The organism is Neobacillus sp. SuZ13, from assembly GCF_030123365.1.
Classification (GTDB): domain Bacteria; phylum Bacillota; class Bacilli; order Bacillales; family Cytobacillaceae; genus Neobacillus.
Window position 1 is genome coordinate 196,898 of record NZ_CP126107.1, and the last position, 18,385, is coordinate 215,282.

Genomic DNA, 18,385 nt, shown 5'->3' on the forward strand with positions numbered 1-18,385 from the left:
GGCAGATTCTCATAACTCCATCTAAACCTTAACATTAATTTTTAGTAACTGGATTTTAGGGGTCTGTGAGAGTCAGAGGCACCCTGAAAGTCAGCCCTAACATAATATAAAAGAGGGATAATATGTATGATTTTTCAATAGTAGGTGGAGGAATCATTGGTTTATCTACAGGCATGGCGCTGACGAAACGGTACCCGGGCGCCAAAATTGTCATGATCGAGAAGGAAAACGGTTGGGCCCATCATCAAACGGGCCATAATAGCGGGGTCATCCATTCAGGTATCTATTATAAACCAGGCAGTTTAAAGGCGGAATTTGCTCGCGTTGGCAACGCTCAAATGGTTCGATTTTGCCAGGAGCACGGTATCGATTATGATGTTTGCGGAAAAGTGATCGTTGCGACAGAACCGGAAGAGCTGCCGCTAATGGATAATCTGTATAACCGGGGCGTTCAGAACGGGCTGAACGTCGTGAAAATCAGTCCAGAAGAATTGAATGAGATCGAACCTCATGTAAGGGGATTGGGCGCCATTCGTGTACCAAGCTGTGGCATTGCGGATTACAAAGGCGTTTCCCGCAAATTCGCACAAATCATCCAGGAAGGCGGAGGTGACATCCGCCTTGACACGAAAGTTGAAAACATCTCTGAAAAAGCGGACCATGTAACGATTGAGACAAATCGGGGCACGATAAAATCACGTTTTCTCATTAACTGTGCCGGCTTGCACAGCGACCGTGTGGCAAAAATGACCGGCATGAATACCGGTATGAAAATCGTGCCTTTCCGCGGTGAATATTATGAGCTGGCACCGGAAAAACGATATCTTGTGAAGCATTTGATTTATCCTGTACCGAATCCGGATTTTCCGTTCCTCGGGGTTCATTTCACCCGGATGATCAATGGCGAGGTTCATGCCGGGCCAAATGCGGTATTGGCTTTTAAACGTGAAGGGTATACCAAGAAAGACATCAATGTTAAGGATTTATTCGAGGTATTAACATATCCGGGCTTCTGGAAGATGGCGATGCCGAATATGAAAGAGGGCATGAAGGAATATGTCCGTTCCTTCAGCAAGCAGGCTTTTTTGCACAGCCTTCAACGCCTGATCCCGGAGTTGACGGAGAAAGACATCATTCCAACTCATGCTGGGGTGCGGGCACAGGCTCTAATGCAGGATGGAAGCATGGTAGATGATTTTGCGATTTACTCGGGGGAAAACTCTATGCATATATGCAACGCGCCATCACCTGCGGCAACGGCATCCATTCAAATCGGAAATGCTGTGGTCGAACGCATTTCAGAGAGTTCCCGAATTTTAGACCAATTAGCCTGAAATAAAAATCACAAGTGCATAGAAAGATCGTTTGGGAATATTGAATATATATTACACTGATGAATAACAAATATATAAAATCATGGCACTGTATACTAAGCCAGGATGTGAAATTTGGGAAAGTGAGATAAACTGCTTTCCCCTTTCTTTTTTCTGCTTTAAATTGATAAAGATGGAAGAATAGTAAATTACAATTAAGACTTGGGAGAGGGTGCTGTGGAGATTACAACAGTTCTGTCAGCTGTAAGCATGATGGCCATCATTATCTTATTTGGAGTGATAATTGGGAGAACCTTCTCTGTTACAGATGACTCAAAACAATTGCTAGTAATCATCATTATCAATGTAGCGGTACCTTCGATTATTTTAAATGGAATATTTCATATCGAAATCAATGATCAATTACTATCAAAAATGTTAACACTATTTTTAATATCGATTCTTTTCAATGCGATTGGTATAGGATTGGGTTGGATAAGTGCCGTAATTTTTGGTTTTCGTACGATGAAATCCAGAAAATTAGCCATCCTGGCAGGTTTAGGGAACACCGGTTTTATTGGCATTCCTGTATGTACATCCTTGTTTGGGCCAACAGGTGGGTTATTAGCGGCGATATTCGATGCAGGGCTGGATGTTATCGTTTTTACTCTTGTTACTGTGCTATTAAATAAGGAAGGAAAATTTTCGTTAAGAAGCCTTAAGGCAATGATTAACGTTCCGATTATGGCTATTTTGGTTGGGATAACCATTGCTGTAATCGGATATGAGCCACCAATACTAGCTAAAAACTTAGCAGCATCACTAGCGGGTCTAGCTGCCCCTTTAGCCATGCTTTACATTGGTTTATTAATATCTGAATTTTTCAAGGAAAAGAAGGTATTACCAGTCCGTTTTATTAGTATTTCTTTACTGATGAAATTGTTAGTGTTTCCATTGATAATGATTGCTGTCTTACAGACGATTCCTCTCACCAATGATCTTAAATTAGTTGCTATAGTCCAGGTATCAATGCCAACTTTCATGCTGGCAACTATCTTATTTGCCCAGTATGGCCATGATGAGGAGACGGCGGTTATGACGACAGTTTATTCCACTATGTTTTCTTTACTCACAATACCGCTCACTGCCTATATGGCAAGTTTATTTTTATAACAGCTATTATACGGAAGCCTCTTATAAACAAGTCCGGCAAATCCAAAAATGTGTTCCTTTTTTTGTTACTTGTCCAATCCTAAAAATCACCTCCTGAATATGATGCTATAAAAATTTTAGGAGGTGGATATATGAGAGACAATAGAAACAGAGATGGACTTGTATGTCCATCGTTTAGAAAAAACGTTCCAGAAATAGCACGAGAATATAGTTTATCTCTATATCAGTTAATACCTTAAGTTTGTCATCGTACTGGGGAGACGGCACAACTTCTTCTTTAGATGGAATGCGGGTTTCAACTCTCCATAGTTCCCGACTTTTTTGTACTTCAAAATGTTGAAAGAAAATACGATCTAGAAAGACTCAATCCGAGACAGGATTGGGTCTTTTGTTTTGCAATAAGGATTGCATTGTAGAACAAGGACTTACTATGTCCGTTACAAGAGTTTCTGAGCGGCATAATCACTTGTTTGTTGAGAAAAACTAATTTTGTCATAATAAAGGTGACAAAGTTAGTTTTCCTCTTTATTGAATGCAGTGGCTTCGTCCTTTACCATGAATAAGGTAAGATAAAATGAAGGGATGTGGGCACATGGCTCAATCTAATATAAAAGTAGCTGTTCAGAAGTTTGGTAACTTCTTAAGTTCGATGGTTATGCCAAATATATCGGCTTTCATAGCGTGGGGATTAATTACTGCACTATTTATTCCTACAGGATTCTTTCCAAATGAAAACCTTTCCAAAATGGTGGGACCAATGGTTACCTACCTGCTCCCACTATTAATCGGTTATACAGGCGGGAAGCTTGTACATGATCAACGCGGGGGTGTCGTTGGGGCGATTGTGACAATGGGTGTAATTGTTGGCGCAGATATCCCAATGTTTCTTGGTGCTATGATCATGGGGCCGCTCGGCGGTTATGTAATTAAGAAATTCGATCAGCTGATTGAAGGTAAAGTCAAAGCTGGTTTTGAAATGCTTGTAAACAATTTCTCAGCAGGGATATTGGGCGGATTCTTTGCTATCTTAGCCTTTTTAGCCATTGGTCCGGCAGTTACTACGTTTACCGGCTGGCTTGTTACGGGTGTCGATTGGCTGTTAGCAACAGGACTTTTACCATTGACAAGTATCATTATCGAACCTGCAAAAGTATTGTTCTTAAATAATGCAATCAATCATGGTGTGCTTTCACCAATCGGTTTGGAGCAGGCAAAAACAACAGGAAAATCCATACTGTTTCTTCTTGAAGCAAACCCTGGTCCGGGGATTGGTGTTCTCTTGGCCTATTGTATCTTTGGAAAAGGGAATGCAAGAAGGTCAGCGCCAGGTGCTGCAATCATTCAGTTTTTTGGCGGGATTCATGAAATTTACTTCCCGTACATTTTAATGCGTCCAATGTTGTTCTTTGCCGTCATCTTGGGTGGAATGAGCGGTGTATTTACCTTAATGCTGTTAGGCGGAGGATTATCAGCTCCGGCATCTCCTGGTAGTATTCTTGCAATTATGGCCGTTACCCCGCCACATGCAAGTACTTATTTAGCGAACATTGCTGGAGTCCTAGTAGCTGGAATTGTATCCTTTGTTCTTTCATCATTTATTTTAAAAACAGGTAAGCAGCAAGTTGAGGATATTGAAGACGCAGCAAGAAAAATGCAAGAAATGAAAGGCAAGAAAAGCTCCGTTGCCAATGCTTTTGCTGCTAATGATGGGGAGCTTCCAGAAGATGTAAGCAGGATTATCTTCGCTTGTGATGCTGGAATGGGATCAAGTGCGATGGGTGCGTCACTTCTTCGGAAAAAGGTTAAGGAAGCCAAGATGAATATTTCAGTTACCAATATGGCGATTAGTAACCTGCCTTCTGATGCTCAAATTGTTATAACACAGGAAGAATTGACACCTAGAGCTCAGAAACAAGTACCGCATGCTTATCATATTTCAGTTGATAATTTCCTATCAAGCCCAGAATATGATAAATTAATCAATCGGTTAAAAAATCCTGAAACAGCTGAGCTGAAGGAAATCGTCGAAGACGCAGAAGCCGTTGTTCCAAGTGGCGCCCCACATACAGATGATGCTTTGCTGCGTGAAGAAAATATTTTTCTTAATCAGGAATTTGCGTCTAAAGAAGAGGCGATTCGTTTTGCGGGTCGAGCACTAGTTAAGGCGGGATATGTGAAGGAAAGCTACATTGAAGCCATGATTGCCCGTGATGAAATGACCTCTACGTATATGGGCAATGATGTTGCGATTCCACACGGTACCGAAGAAGCGAAAAAGGATGTTTTGAATTCTGGGTTTACAGTTTTACAAGTACCCAATGGTGTAGATTTTGATGGGCAAAAGGTAAGGCTGATTTTCGGTATTGCTGGGAAAGATGGTACACACCTTGAAATTTTATCTGGAATAGCTGTCACTTGTTCTGATATGGCTAATATTGAAAAACTGGTTGAAGCCAAATCAACAACAGAAATCATGGATATTTTAAATGATAAATAATAAATAGTTCTCCTATAGCGAATAGAAAAGCAGCAGATGCCGCTTTTCTATTCACTTTTTCCTCGTGTACTATTATCAGAAACGAGTTGATTGCATGTATATAACTTCTAGGGAAAAAGCAATCATTGAATTAATAGTTAAAACATCAGGTAAACATACCGTTACGTCGATTGCAACATACTTAAATGTGAGTGGACGAACAATTCAAAGGGATTTAAAAGCGGTAGAAAAAGTTCTTGATTCATTTGGTCTTCGTTTAATACGTAATATGGAGAAGGGATTTGTAATTGAGGGGAAGAACGAACAAATTTTTCGCCTATTCCAATTTTTAATGGGGAATAATTCAATCGATCAAACACCGCAAGAAAAAAAACTACTGCTGTTAATAACTTTGGTTCAAGAGGAATCCTATAAGATTCAAGTATTATCAAGTAACATTGGTGTCAGTATTGCAACTTTGACAACTTATTTAGATGAATTGAAGGATTGGCTTGGTCGTTTTAATGTGCAAATGACAAGAAAACGAGGTGTGGGGGTCGATATGATTGGCTCTGAGTCATCTAAGCGAAAGGCCCTAGCAAGTTATATTCTGCTTCATTTTAATGAGGAACTGATAGAGAGATTATTTTTGTTGGAAAATGGTAAGTATGATCAAGGAAATATTTTACAGTACTTTCTTCCCGACTATCTTCTTGCCATAGAGCGGTTAGTAAATACTACTTTTAGTAGTTCGCAACTGCGCCTTGCAGATAGTGATTATATAGGGCTTATCGTACATATATGTATTACCATGCAACGGACGGAGGACTTCTTTTTATTAAAGGAAGATGTAGAATTTTCTGATAATTTAACAAATGAGTATCGGCTGATAGTGGATATTTGTAAGGAACTTGAAGCGATTTTCTCGGTCAAGTTCACTGAAGAGGATTTCATCTATTTAGCCGTAATCCTTAAGGGTTCCAAACTTCAGGCAGCGGATGAAGCTCCCTATGACAGTATTGGTCTTAGCAAATTGGTTAGAGCCCTCATACAGGATGTCTCATCCCAGCTGCATGTTGATTTAACTAATGACTTTTCGTTGTATCAAGGACTGCTGGCTCACATGGAACCATCTCTTTATCGAATCAAACAACAAACAGGCTTATTTAACCCTTTAAAAGAAGAAATAATGCGGAAGTATCCATTATTGTTTCTTGCGGTAAAAAATAGTGTGGAAAAGCAGTTGAAAAAGATTGATTCCTTTCCTGATGATGAGATCGCCTTTATTGTCATGCATTTCGGATCGGCGCTTGTTTTAAGGGAGGAAAAATTACCAATCCATGCATTGGTGGTATGTCCGACTGGTATCGGAACCTCTAAAATGCTCGCAAGTAGAGTGAAAAAGGAGATTCCAGGAATTGATCAGATAGAAATCAAATCCATCAAAGAAATCCAGCAAAAAGATCAATTAAAAGACTATGATTTGATTATTTCAACTGTGAACCTTCCGTTTATAGACATAGATTATATTTTAGTTTCCCCTCTCTTAACAGAGGAAAATATAGAGACGATTCGGCAATTCTTGCGCCAAAATATTGATGCACTAACGGAGAAAAAACGATATCTAGGATCTTCACCAAAAGAATCGTTTTCAGCGGAACCAATAACAAAAGCAGGCATTACTGAAGTCTTGCAACAATTAAAAGATGTCCAAAAAAGCATAGAGGCCGTCTTAACTAATTTTCGTGTCAATCGGATGCCTGAAGTAAATGACCATAAAAAGATTATTGAAAGAATGGTACATGCGGCTGAGAAGGAAAAACTGTTAACAAATAGAGAAGATGTACTGACTTCATTAAAAGAGCGAGAAAGTAAAGGCGGACTCGGAATACCAGAAACAGAAATGGCTCTTTTCCATTGCCGGAATAAACATGTTCAGGAGCTTATTTTTCAGATTGTGCATTTGGAACAGCCTTTGCTTGTAAAAGGAATGGATGGAAAGAACATGTTTATTAAAAATTTACTGCTAATGTTGGCCCCTGAGGAATTAGGGGTTAGAGAGCAGGAAATAGTAAGTTTGATAAGTACAAGTTTAATTGAAAATAATGAAGCCATCCAGATTTTTTCATCAGCGAATGAAGAGATGATCCGGGAGAGACTAGAAACGGTCTTTTTGGACTATCTTCATACAAATATTATTAAGGAATGATAAAAAATGAAATTAGCAGTCCATTTTGGAGCAGGGAATATTGGAAGAGGATTTATTGGGGCACTTTTTTCACAGTCCAGCTATCATGTTACCTTTGTTGATATTGCCGAGCAAATCATTAACCAGTTAAACGAAGAAAAGCAATATCAAGTAAAATTGGCAACCGATCAACAAGAAAGTACGATGGTTGAAAATGTTTCCGGATTAAATAATTTGACACAGGAAGAAGATGTAGTGGAAGCGATTAGCAAGGCCACTTATCTCACGACGGCGATTGGGCCCAATATTTTGCCGCATATTGCCCCTTTAATGGCAAAAGGAATAGCTAAACGAGTTAAATCAAACGATGAAAAGTTATATGTGATTGCCTGTGAAAATCAAATTTCAGCAACAGACTTGTTAAAGGGCTATATATTTGACCATCTAGATGAAGAAACAAAGGAAAATTTAGCAGGAAAAGTCTATTTCTTTAATTCTGCCGTTGACCGGATTGTACCGATTCAGAACAATCAGGGCTCGCTAGATGTGCTAGTTGAAACCTATTATGAATGGGTTGTGGAAACAAGTGAGAGTATCCCGCCCGTTGAAGGAATGAAAATTGTCGCTGATCTTGCTCCATTTATTGAAAGAAAGCTTTTTACCGTGAATACCGGCCACGCCACCATTGCCTATCTTGGCTATCTGGGAAATAAAGAAACAATTGATCAAGCATTAGCAGATGGAGACATTCTGAATCAAGTCCGAGCGACTCTTGAAGAGACAGGCGCTTATTTAATTAAGCAATATGGTTTAAATCCTGATGAACACCAGCAATATATTGATAAAATTATTCATCGCTTTAAAAATGCGCATTTAAATGATGCAGTGACAAGGGTAGCTCGTGGGCCTCTCCGTAAACTAGGACCAAATGATCGTTTAGTAAAACCGGCTACAGAGGCGGTGAAAGCTGACCTTCCGTTCACAAATCTTGCAAAGACGATTGCTTCTGCTTTACATTTTGATTATAAAGAAGATCAAGAAGCAGTGAAACTGCAAGCGATGATCCTGGACAAAGGACTACCGACTGTTCTGAACGAAGTATGCGGGTTGGATGAAAATAGTGAAATTTCTAACGAAGTAATTAGACAGTACAATTTGCTCGAGAATTAAGAAAAGGGTCAGTCTCCCACTGCGTTAAAGCAGCGGGGGACTGACCCTTTTTTTCATGTAATTATTTGAATTTTACAAAGGATAATATTTATTAAAATGGGGGATTTTAATATAGTCAATCATAATTTCTTTGGAAGGATGTTTAATATGGAGAAAAAACTCTTAAATTTACTTACATCTTTATGCTTTATTTCCCTGCCATTTTTATTTAAAGGATCAAAAATGAGAGAAACTCTCGTCATTTTTTTCTCAAAAGGAGTATTAGCTACTCTTATTGATGCGTATGTAGTTGGAACAAAAAGAGTTGCATATCCAGTTCGTCCTTTTCCGAAGATTTTTAAAACGAACATTATTTATGACATACTATTTTTCCCGATTTTAAGTGTGATCTGGGTCAAGATTTCTTACAACGATAAATTTTGGAAAATACTATTGAAAAGTCTAATATTTAGTGTTCCTATGAGTATTGGTCAATGGTATATGGAAAGGAATACAAAGTTATTTAAATGGGAAAAATGGACAATCTTCCATACTTTTGGCAGTGTGAATTTTACATTATTTACGATTAGAGGTTTTGTTGGATTACTGAAAGTATTGGATAAATTAAAGGGCAATCAAAAGGTAATTGAAGAATAGGGGTAATGAAGAAGTATGGTCCGGAAATTTTTTATTATCCAGAATAAATTTTAGTTGACAAATTAATTTATTTGTGATATAATATTTATTTATTGACATTGTGTATACTTCTATCATAAAATAAACTCCTAGCAGAGCTATGCTAGGAGTTTTTCTGTTTATTAAGGGATTATGAAGGGGGAACCTGTTTGGAAACTAGGAAGGAAAGCTTGACCGCATTAGTGAGCTGCTTTGCCAGGGGTTATCATGCAACTACCAGCAAAGATCCGATTTTTCATGACTTTATCGCTCATTCGCTTTTAACAAAAGAAGAAAAACAGTTAATCGCCGCCAACTGGGCTAAAGCAATTGCCTTTTTTGATCAAGAAAAAAGCGAAACATTGGAAACGTTTGATGAAAAGCTAATGTGGGTGATGAACAACCAGACCATTCCCCAATTAGTCAGCCGGGCAAGATATGCAGAAGATGGACTTAGGTCTGCAATCGAACGTGGGTTTAAACAGTATGTCATTCTCGGTGCGGGTTTCGATACCTTTGCATTAAGGCAAGAAAAGCTTCCAGAGGATTTTATTATTTATGAAATTGACCATCCGGCAACTCAAGCTTTTAAGATAAACCGTCTCCTGGAGATCGGCATTGATATTCCCCAAAATGTTAGATTTGTCCCCGTAGATTTTAAAAGTGATTCTCTTCGTGCAGAACTAAAGAAAATCGGCTTTGATGAAAAAGAATATAGTTATTTTAGCCTGTTGGGAGTGGTAATGTACCTAGCTAAAAAGGATTTCTACCAATTGCTATCTTCTGTGGCGGAAATGTCCGCAAACGGAAGTTCATTTATCTTTGACTACCTTGATGATACTGCTTTTAATGAAGATTTTGCCTCTAAGAAACTAACCCAAATGAGACAAATTACCGCACAAACAGGTGAACCCATGTTTACTGGATTCGACCCATTTGAACTGGACTTGGAGCTCCAGGACTGCCAGATGTTACTCTATGAAAATCTCTCACCTGCTAATATTGAAGATATGTATTTTAAAGGAAGAGAAGATGGATTGCACGCCTTTGAGCATTTTCATTTTGCTCATCTCGTTGTGAATAAATAGTTATGATCTACAAAGCACCGCTCTGAGCTCCCTAACGGTGCTTTTTGCTATTATTTCCATTTTTTTGCGACCATTTGATACAATCAAGGAGGAGATTAGGGAAGGAGGATTATAATGTTTAAAATTTTTATAATTGAGGATGACAAACAGTTAGTGAACTTGCTGAAAGAGCATTTACATAAATTTGGGTATGATGCAAAGTCTGTTGAAAAGTTTGATACGGTCCGTGAGGAATTTGAGGAATTTGAACCACACCTCGTTTTATTAGATGTGAATTTGCCGAAATATGATGGTTACTATTGGTGCCGGCAAATCCGCAGTGTTTCAACTTGTCCGATTCTCTTCATTTCCGCTCGAGAAGGGAAGATGGACCAAGTGATGGCACTAGAAAATGGAGCGGATGATTATATCACGAAACCTTTTGATTATGAAATTGTTATAGCGAAAATAAATAGTCACTTGCGAAGAGCTTATGGAACTTATGCTAGTGCACGTAATGAGCGGACTACCTCGGTGGAAGGGCTAATCTTGGATGTGGAACGGCTGCGGCTAACATTAAAAGAACAGGAAGTTTAGAATATTAATATTTAATTATTTAGAAAATTCTTGACGCATTATCGTCCCAGGTGTTATTATTTTCCTCTGTGACTCAGGATAGATTAGGGGGGAAATGGTTGATTCATTTACAAGGCATTAGCAAATCCTTCAAGGTTGCCAAACGCCAATCGGGCTTTCGGCAAGCTGCCAAAGCGCTTTTTTATCGGGAACATACGATCATTGATGCACTCAAGGAAATTTCTTTTTCTATTCATCCTGGTGAAATCGTCGGCTACATTGGGCCAAATGGGGCGGGGAAGTCGACAACGATCAAAATAATGAGCGGCATACTGGTGCCTGACACCGGGAATTGCTCAATTATGGGCTTTACTCCGTGGAAGGACCGAGTTCAATATGTGCGGAATATTGGAGTGGTCTTCGGTCAGCGCTCACAGTTATGGTGGGATGTACCGGTGATTGATTCCTTTGAACTGTTAAAAGACATCTACAAGGTCCCACAACAAGAATATCAAACTACGCTCAATCTACTCATTGAAACGCTCGAGCTGCAAACCATCATTTATTCACCCGTCCGTCAACTAAGCTTAGGGCAGCGGATGCGTTGTGAAATAGCAGCTTCTCTTCTACATAATCCCAAAATCTTGTTTTTAGACGAACCAACCATCGGGCTGGATGCTGCTTCTAAAATAGCGGTACGTCAGTTCATTAAAACGATTAATAAAGAAAGGGGGGTCACAGTTATTCTCACCACCCACGATATGAATGATATTGAAGCATTGGCAAACAGAGTTATTCTAATTGGAAAAGGCAGTTTATTATACGACGGTCAGTTAGAGGAATTAAGGAAACAATTTGGCTCTCAGAAAACAATCACCGCTGATTTCCGCAAATGCTCTCAACTTAACGAAATTCAAGGGGCAACTGTGCTCTCGCGGTCACCAGAACGGTTGGTCCTTAGCGTTGATACAGAGCAGCTGAACACATCAGAAATCATTACCCAATTGTCCAATAAACTAGAGTTAATTGATGTTTCGATTGAATCGCAGCCAATCGAGGAAATCATCCTCCAACTTTATAAGGAGTACCAAATATGAGGGTATATCTATCTGTTTTGAAACTGCGGATGAACATGGGCTTGCAGTATCGGACAGCGGCCTTGGCTGGGGTAGCTACTCAGTTTTTCTGGGGGATTATCACAATCATGATTTTTGAAGCCTTTTATGAATATGCTGCCAATACACCGCCAATTTCCTTAAAGGAATTAATTACATACATTTGGCTGCAACAGGCCTTTCTCGTCTTTATAACGATGTGGTTTCGCGATAACGAGCTATTTGAATTAATTACAAGTGGAAATATTGCTTACGAACTTTGCCGGCCTTGTGAGCTATATGGTTTCTGGTATGCGAAGCTCCTTGCTCAGCGATTGTCGAGTGCTTTTTTGCGCTGTTTTCCAATCCTGATAATCTCATTTTTTTTACCAAAACCATATAATATGACCCTGCCCCCAAGTTTCCCTGCCTTTCTATTATTCTTAAGTGCACTCATTCTAGGTCTACTTTTGCTAGTAGCGATCTCGATGTTTTTATATATTTCCGCATTTGTAACCTTGTCCCCGATGGGATCACTGTTAGTATTTAGTGTCCTCGGTGAATTTTTTGCCGGATTAATCATTCCAGTACCGCTCATGCCAGATTGGCTTGAAAAAATAGCGAATGTCCTTCCATTTCGATGGACGGCAGATTTTCCATTCAGGGTTTATTCCGGGCACATCCCACCGCATGACGCTATCAGCGGAATCACCATTCAACTGATCTATCTAGTGGGCCTGGTTTGGTTAGGAAGAGCAGCCCTCAATCGTGTATTAAGGAAAGCTGTTGTCCAAGGAGGTTAACTCAAGGTGAAGATATATATATAAGGTATCTGTTGATTCACTTTAAATCACAAATGCAATACCGGACATCTTTTTGGTTATTATCATTAGGGCAATTTTTTATCCCTTTTACGGTCTTTGCGGGCCTTTACTTTTTATTCGAACAGTTTGGACAAATAAAGGGATGGCAATTCTTTGAGGTGGCGCTTTGTTTCGGGATCATCCATATGGCATTTGCGCTGAGTGAATGTTTTGCCCGCGGTTTTGATAGCTTTTCTAGTCTAGTTCGGAATGGTGAATTTGACCGATTACTGGTCCGCCCGCGAAGTACATTTATCCAAGTTCTCGGGTCCAAGTTCGAGTTTACAAGATTTGGCCGCCTTATTCAAAGTGGGGTTGTATTGGTCTGGGCCTTGGCCAATCTCAACATCGAATGGAATGTCGTAAAAGAGGTCACCTTACTTCTAATGATTGTTAGTGGAGTGCTTATTTTTACTGGAATCTATATTCTAGCTGCCACCTTATGTTTTTGGACGATTGAAGGTCTTGAGGTGGTCAACATTTTTACCGATGGCGGAAGGGAAATGGCGCAATATCCATTAAATATTTATCAAAAGTGGGTGGCTAAATTTTTTACCTTTGTCATTCCATTCGGAACAGTAAATTATCTACCGCTCTTATCTATTTTAGGTAAGAATAGTGGAAATGAAATCTATTCCATGCTCACACCGTTAGCAGGTAGCTTGTTTATTCTTCCGTGTCTTCTTGTTTGGCAATATGGCGTGAAACATTATCGTTCCACGGGTTCCTGATTTAGGAGCCCGTTTGCTTGTTATCAAATAGTGGTGTAAAGCCCCTTATTTCAGAAATGGTAATATAAGCCAAATTTTTCTCTTTTTACTACCATTTCCTAATCCATAGTAGTATAATAAGTATATGGAACAAATGTTCTATTTGGAGGTGAAAAATAAATGGAACCCCGTAAAAAGAACATGAAAGAACAGAAGAAAAAAGAATCGAAAGGTGAAATTGTCATTCGGAAATTTCCGCTCCGTTTAAACAGAGAGGAGAGAAGATTAGTCGATACTTTACGTAAGGAAGCAGCAAATTTGTGGAATGACTGCTTAGATCTCCATTGGTGGCTATATGATGCATATAAGGTTTGGACAAGCGCATCTGAAAAAAAGCAATGGTACAATGCCACCACGCATAAATTACATTCGCAAACGATTCAAGCGATCATCGAGTTACATGAAGAAACCTGCAAAAGAACAAGGGAACTCCGAGCAAAAGGTGAGAAACAGTGGCGTTACCCTTGGAAATACAAAAAGTTTTTTTCCGTTAAATATAAAAAAGCTGCGATTAAATTAACTGGTAATAAGCTCAGGTTTAGCAATGGAAAACAACAATCCCCCTTAGTGATCCCTCAACCGAAACACATTGATTTCCATACGATAAAAAGTGCCGAAATCGTTTGGCGCAAAAATCAATACTGGATGCATCTAGCAATGGAAATACCAAAACAAAAGCAGGTTCAAGGTAAAAAAGAAGCCGGCTGCGATTTAGGAATCATCCATGCGACCGTTTTAAGTAACGGGAAAATTCACCTCATTGTAACAGGAAGAGAACTTCGCTCGTTACAGCGCTACAGAAACAAAAGGTTGAAAGAGATTCAGAAGCTGATTAGCCGGAAGAAGCCAGGTTCGAATAAAAGGCATAAACTTATTTTGCGTAAACGCCGTTTTTTAGAAAAACTGGAACGGAAAGTGGAGTATCTTTTGCATTCTATTTCGAAAATGGTCACGGATTGGTGTGTGGAAAATCAAATTAAAACACTCTATATCGGAACACCGGATGGCGTTCAAAAGAATACGAAAAAGAAAAAGAAAACCCGTATAGAAATTCGTCAACAATTGTCTAATTGGAGTTTTGGGCAATTAATCGAAAAAATAAAATACAAACTAAAACTTCGAGGAGTCAAAGTTCAACTAGTGGAAGAGTCTTACACTTCCGGCACGTGCCCTTCATGCGGAGAATTCCACAAACAATGGAATCGAAATTTCCACTGTCGATGCGGGGCGGAAGGACATAGGGATGTAGTCGGTGCCATTAATATTTTGGATAAGTCTGTAAATAAACAGCTAACGAAAAATCGAGAACTACCTAAAATAGAAGATACAAAGTATCGCCGAGTCCTTTTAGCTCCCATTGTCTCTCACCATCAAGCAAAAATGGATGTGGCGTAGTGCCTATGATTGGGCTTCGGTATGTGGTTTTTCTACATGTCGTAATGAACTGGAGAAGTAGTAGGACCTGGAAGCCCCGGCCGACAGGCGGCTTTGATGAAGGTTTAAAAAAGAATCCCCTGGATTTATCCAAGGGGCTAAGTCAATGGGGAAATTGCAGTGGAATGGAACTTATGGTATATTGGAATAAAAATGACTGAAAAACTAAAATGGTCAGTGGAGGTTGACATGGCAACCGATCGAAGAAAGCTGATTGTAGAAGCAGCAACTAAGTCCTTTTCATTGTTTGGTTATAAAGCAACAACGATGGATCAAGTCGCAAAACTAGCGAATGTAGGCAAAGGGACGATTTACACCTTTTTTAAAAATAAAGAAGAATTATTCGAAGAGATTATTTCAACCTTGGTCAAGGAAATGATTGCTGAGGCAGAAGCCGTCATCCAACCAGAGATATCTTTTGCAGAAAATGTGCATCGGGCTCTTTATCGTTTATTAGAATTTCGCTCCCAGCACCAGTTGATGATTAAACTAGTTCAAGAGGAAACGGAAATGGGGACATTAGCAGTTTCGGAAATGCTGCAGCATGTAGAGGATGAAATCATTGCTTATTTGAAGCAGAAAATGGATACGGCCATTGCGAAAGGGGCAATCCCGGCGGCCAATACTGAAATTACCAGCTATCTTCTGTTAAAAATGTATATTGCCTTAGTTTCAGATTGGGAGAAGCATCATCAGCCATTAAGCTCTAAGCAGATTGCGGAAATCATGAAGGTGTTTTTAGTAAAAGGTTTGTCCATATAAAAAAGACTTGTGTGTTTCCCAAGTCTTCTGGATTATGCGGTGCGTCACTTTTGTGGCGCTTTTGTTTTCTTATTTTACAAGATAGAGATTTTTTGGAGTGGCAGCGACTCTCGGACCATTTTTACGGCTGCCAGTTAGTTCTTCCATTAAGCTTAAAAATGTTCCAAAAAGGTAATTGACCACGGATCCAGCCAGTATTCCAAATCCTAGAGCTGTTAAGAAATAAGCTGTATTGTAACCGCTTGCAAATTGACCTAACAAAATAAGAATAATTCCTAAACCGCTTCCAAAGATTGCTGTTTTCTTAAATGTGAATATACTCTTTAAGTGTTTTTCCTGCATCATCATCAACCCCTTGTAAGAATATTCTATCAATTGTCACAGAATTGTCAAACTCTTTTTGGAAAATTTATTTTTTTTATTTTGTGTATTGACTTCTGCTTTAGGAGGTCGAATTGGAAACGGGGCCTAACCAATTAGGCCCCGGGCATTATTTCTTTGCTAGGTTTTCTTGTGCCATTTTTACCAATTCGCGGACCATACTGCCGCCTAGCCTGCCGCCTACTTTCCCAGCTTGCTCTGAAGTGAGTTGGCCATTATACCCTTTTTTCAATGGAACCCCTACTTCTTTGGCTGCTTCAAATTTTGCATCCTCTGGGTTTCCGGTATTTGCGACTTTTGCCTTCAACGCATCTAAGCCAGTTCGCGCTTCGGGTACAAGGATTTTATTTCTTCTTCTCGCCATTAAAATCCCTCCTTTACGTTAGGATTACCTGAATGTGAAAAATAATCAACAATCACTGGAAAAACCCATATTAATCCAGTATAATAATTGGTAATAAATTCGGAAAAATCAATGATAAAGAGAGTAGTTATCTAAGATGGTCCAGCGATTCAGGGGTGGTGGGAGCCTGAAACAGAATAGATAATGAAGCGCACTTTTGAGATGCATGCCTGAAACTTTGCAGTAGGGTATGCCGGAGGATCCTCCGTTACAAAGGAAAGCTGGTTCTTAATTGAACAATTAGAGTGGTACCGCGGGATTCTAAACTCTCGTCTCTTTTAGTAGAGACGGGAGTTTTTTGTTTTTTATAAAGAAAATAGGAGGTCGAATCAAATGAATTTTAAACAAGAGTTGGCAGCAATTTTATATGACTTGCTTGGGCAAGAGATGTCACTGAAAGACTTGGAACTGATGATCGAAAAACCAAAGAACCCAGACCACGGGGATTTAGCTTTTCCTTGCTTTACGTTAGCGAAGCTAAAAAGAAAGTCACCCAATTTGATTGCCGAGGAATTATGTGGGAAAATTCAATCGCCCATTTTTGAAAAAGTGACTGTGGTGGGGGCGTATCTTAATTTCTTTTTAAACAAAAAGACAGCTTCCGAAAAGGTTATTGGAGATATCCTTGCACAAAAGGGGAAGTACGGTGCACATGCATTTGGGAACGGTGGTGCTGTCACGATTGACATGTCCTCCCCTAATATTGCTAAACCCTTCTCGATGGGGCACTTGCGTTCAACGGTAATTGGTAATTCCCTCGCATTAATTGTTGAGAAATGCGGTTATAAGCCGATTAAAATTAATCATCTTGGTGACTGGGGGACGCAGTTTGGCAAGTTAATCACGGCTTACCAATTGTGGGGAGATGCCGACAAGGTTAAAGCAAATCCGATTAAGGAATTATTGTCCCTTTATATAAAATTTCACGAAGAAGCGGAGAACAATCCTTCCCTGGAAGATCAAGGGCGCAGTTGGTTTAAGAAGCTGGAAGATGGAGATGAACAAGCTTTAGCGCTTTGGAAATGGTTCCGAGATGAGTCATTAAAAGAGTTTTCAAGAATATATGAGTTAATGAACGTACAATTTGACTCGTATGCTGGTGAAGCCTTTTATAATGACAAAATGGGCCGCGTGGTTCAACTCCTGGAAAAACAACACTTACTGGTTGAATCGGAACAAGCACAAGTGGTTGAACTAATCGAGGAACAACTGCCGCCATGTCTGATAAAAAAGTCCGACGGGGCAACCCTGTATGCAACCCGCGATTTAGCCGCGGCTCTTTATCGACAGGAGGAATATCAATTTGTCCAATCCTTATATGTGGTAGGCCATGAACAAAGTCTTCATTTTAAGCAGTTAATCGCTGTGTTGGCCAAGATGGGCTATGAATGGTCGAAACAAATGCACCATATTCCATTTGGCATGATGCTAAAAGACGGAAAGAAAATGTCGACGAGAAAAGGGAAGGTTGTTTTATTAGAAGAAGTCTTAAATGAATCGATTGCAATGGCTCGACATAATATTGAAGAGAAAAATCCTAATCTTTCAAATAAAGATGATGTAGCCAAACAAGTGGGTGTTGGCGCGGTTATTTTCCATGACTTAAAGAATAACCGTATGAACGATATTGAATTTTCGTTAGAAGAGATGCTCCGCTTTGAAGGAGAAACAGGTCCTTATGTCCAATATACCTATGCACGGGCTTGTTCCATTTTACGAAAAGCCGCTGGAAAGCCCCAGTTTAGCGCTGCAACCTACACCAACTTATGGGAGAAGGAATGGAAGGTAACCAGCCTCTTAATGGAATTTGCACCTGCAGTTCAAAGAGCTTGTATCAACTTCGACCCGTCCCAAGTGGCAAAATATATTATTGACCTGGCACAAGCGTTCAATAAATATTACGCTGAAGTTAAAATCCTGGAGGATAGCGTAGAACAGCAGGCGCGGTTAGCACTAGTCTATGCGGTAACGGAAGTTTTAAAAGAGGGGTTACGATTATTAGGATTGGAAGCCCCTGATGAAATGTAGGATAATCAATTTGAACTTCAGCTAAGCAAACGA

The 18,385-nt window shown here is 39.6% G+C and carries 15 protein-coding genes, 1 pseudogene and 1 other annotated feature; of the genes and pseudogenes, 14 read left to right on the forward strand and 2 right to left on the reverse strand.

Annotated features, from left to right (window positions below):
- Positions 1 to 122 precede the first annotated feature (122 nt).
- The 13 genes and pseudogenes from lhgO to QNH17_RS01130 all read left to right on the forward strand — a co-directional run bounded on the left by lhgO (position 123) and on the right by QNH17_RS01130 (position 15,540).
- Positions 123 to 1,334, forward strand: a complete 1,212-nt coding sequence (gene lhgO, locus QNH17_RS01070) for an L-2-hydroxyglutarate oxidase (protein ID WP_283877006.1) — start codon at positions 123 to 125, stop codon at positions 1,332 to 1,334.
- Positions 1,335 to 1,550: 216 nt separating this feature from the next.
- On the forward strand, positions 1,551 to 2,486 hold the full coding sequence (locus tag QNH17_RS01075) for an AEC family transporter (protein WP_283877007.1): 936 nt from the start codon (positions 1,551 to 1,553) through the stop codon (positions 2,484 to 2,486).
- A 592-nt stretch (positions 2,487 to 3,078) separates the two neighbouring features.
- Positions 3,079 to 4,983, forward strand: coding sequence for a PTS mannitol transporter subunit IICBA (locus tag QNH17_RS01080; protein WP_283877008.1), 1,905 nt, complete (start codon positions 3,079 to 3,081; stop codon positions 4,981 to 4,983).
- 64 nt (positions 4,984 to 5,047) lie between these two features.
- Positions 5,048 to 7,171, forward strand: a complete 2,124-nt coding sequence (locus QNH17_RS01085) for a BglG family transcription antiterminator (protein ID WP_349632557.1) — start codon at positions 5,048 to 5,050, stop codon at positions 7,169 to 7,171.
- Positions 7,172 to 7,177: 6 nt separating this feature from the next.
- Entirely contained in the window at positions 7,178 to 8,320 is a 1,143-nt protein-coding gene (locus QNH17_RS01090) for a mannitol-1-phosphate 5-dehydrogenase (protein WP_283877009.1), read from the forward strand.
- 147 nt (positions 8,321 to 8,467) lie between these two features.
- On the forward strand, positions 8,468 to 8,956 hold the full coding sequence (locus tag QNH17_RS01095; protein WP_283877010.1) for a CBO0543 family protein: 489 nt from the start codon (positions 8,468 to 8,470) through the stop codon (positions 8,954 to 8,956).
- A gap of 188 nt (positions 8,957 to 9,144) precedes the next feature.
- A complete protein-coding gene (locus QNH17_RS01100; RefSeq protein ID WP_283877011.1) occupies positions 9,145 to 10,062 on the forward strand; it encodes a class I SAM-dependent methyltransferase in 918 nt (305 codons plus the stop codon).
- A 114-nt stretch (positions 10,063 to 10,176) separates the two neighbouring features.
- Positions 10,177 to 10,632, forward strand: a pseudogene (locus QNH17_RS01105) (response regulator); the annotation flags it as partial.
- Between the two features lie 104 nt (positions 10,633 to 10,736).
- On the forward strand, positions 10,737 to 11,714 hold the full coding sequence (locus QNH17_RS01110) for an ABC transporter ATP-binding protein (protein ID WP_283877012.1): 978 nt from the start codon (positions 10,737 to 10,739) through the stop codon (positions 11,712 to 11,714).
- Positions 11,711 to 12,514: an ABC transporter permease gene (locus QNH17_RS01115; RefSeq protein WP_283877013.1), complete on the forward strand. Its 804-nt coding sequence runs from the start codon at positions 11,711 to 11,713 to the stop codon at positions 12,512 to 12,514. The genes QNH17_RS01110 and QNH17_RS01115 overlap by 4 nt, the downstream gene beginning before the upstream one ends.
- 53 nt (positions 12,515 to 12,567) lie before the next feature.
- A complete protein-coding gene (locus QNH17_RS01120; RefSeq protein ID WP_283879399.1) occupies positions 12,568 to 13,305 on the forward strand; it encodes an ABC transporter permease in 738 nt (245 codons plus the stop codon).
- Between the two features lie 159 nt (positions 13,306 to 13,464).
- On the forward strand, positions 13,465 to 14,739 hold the full coding sequence (locus QNH17_RS01125; RefSeq protein ID WP_283877014.1) for an RNA-guided endonuclease InsQ/TnpB family protein: 1,275 nt from the start codon (positions 13,465 to 13,467) through the stop codon (positions 14,737 to 14,739).
- A gap of 228 nt (positions 14,740 to 14,967) precedes the next feature.
- A complete protein-coding gene (locus QNH17_RS01130) occupies positions 14,968 to 15,540 on the forward strand; it encodes a TetR/AcrR family transcriptional regulator (protein WP_283879400.1) in 573 nt (190 codons plus the stop codon).
- A 69-nt stretch (positions 15,541 to 15,609) separates the two neighbouring features.
- Here the strand turns inward: QNH17_RS01130 and QNH17_RS01135 are convergent, their stop codons facing one another.
- Both QNH17_RS01135 and QNH17_RS01140 read right to left on the reverse strand, forming a co-directional pair.
- Entirely contained in the window at positions 15,610 to 15,885 is a 276-nt protein-coding gene (locus QNH17_RS01135; protein ID WP_283877015.1) for a hypothetical protein, read from the reverse strand.
- 145 nt (positions 15,886 to 16,030) lie between these two features.
- The gene (locus QNH17_RS01140) at positions 16,031 to 16,285 is read right to left on the reverse strand and encodes an alpha/beta-type small acid-soluble spore protein (protein WP_283877016.1); all 255 of its coding nucleotides are present in this window, start codon (positions 16,283 to 16,285) and stop codon (positions 16,031 to 16,033) included.
- Positions 16,286 to 16,387: 102 nt separating this feature from the next.
- Positions 16,388 to 16,604: a binding site (T-box leader), on the forward strand.
- A 53-nt stretch (positions 16,605 to 16,657) separates the two neighbouring features.
- Between QNH17_RS01140 and argS the strand changes: the two genes are divergently transcribed.
- Positions 16,658 to 18,352, forward strand: a complete 1,695-nt coding sequence (gene argS / locus QNH17_RS01145; RefSeq protein ID WP_283877017.1) for an arginine--tRNA ligase — start codon at positions 16,658 to 16,660, stop codon at positions 18,350 to 18,352.
- Positions 18,353 to 18,385: the final 33 nt, after the last annotated feature.

Excerpts from the sequence above, each read along its gene's own strand:
- lhgO (WP_283877006.1), top strand. The coding sequence starts at position 123 with ATGTATGATTTTTCAATAGTAGGTGGAGGAATCATTGGTTTATCTACA.
- QNH17_RS01080 (WP_283877008.1), top strand. The coding sequence starts at position 3,079 with ATGGCTCAATCTAATATAAAAGTAGCTGTTCAGAAGTTTGGTAACTTC.
- QNH17_RS01090 (WP_283877009.1), top strand. The coding sequence starts at position 7,178 with ATGAAATTAGCAGTCCATTTTGGAGCAGGGAATATTGGAAGAGGATTT.
- QNH17_RS01095 (WP_283877010.1), top strand. The coding sequence starts at position 8,468 with ATGGAGAAAAAACTCTTAAATTTACTTACATCTTTATGCTTTATTTCC.
- QNH17_RS01115 (WP_283877013.1), top strand. The coding sequence starts at position 11,711 with ATGAGGGTATATCTATCTGTTTTGAAACTGCGGATGAACATGGGCTTG.
- QNH17_RS01120 (WP_283879399.1), top strand. The coding sequence starts at position 12,568 with ATGCAATACCGGACATCTTTTTGGTTATTATCATTAGGGCAATTTTTT.
- QNH17_RS01125 (WP_283877014.1), top strand. The coding sequence starts at position 13,465 with ATGGAACCCCGTAAAAAGAACATGAAAGAACAGAAGAAAAAAGAATCG.
- QNH17_RS01130 (WP_283879400.1), top strand. The coding sequence starts at position 14,968 with ATGGCAACCGATCGAAGAAAGCTGATTGTAGAAGCAGCAACTAAGTCC.
- QNH17_RS01135 (WP_283877015.1), bottom strand. The coding sequence starts at position 15,885 with ATGATGCAGGAAAAACACTTAAAGAGTATATTCACATTTAAGAAAACA.
- QNH17_RS01140 (WP_283877016.1), bottom strand. The coding sequence starts at position 16,285 with ATGGCGAGAAGAAGAAATAAAATCCTTGTACCCGAAGCGCGAACTGGC.
- argS (WP_283877017.1), top strand. The coding sequence starts at position 16,658 with ATGAATTTTAAACAAGAGTTGGCAGCAATTTTATATGACTTGCTTGGG.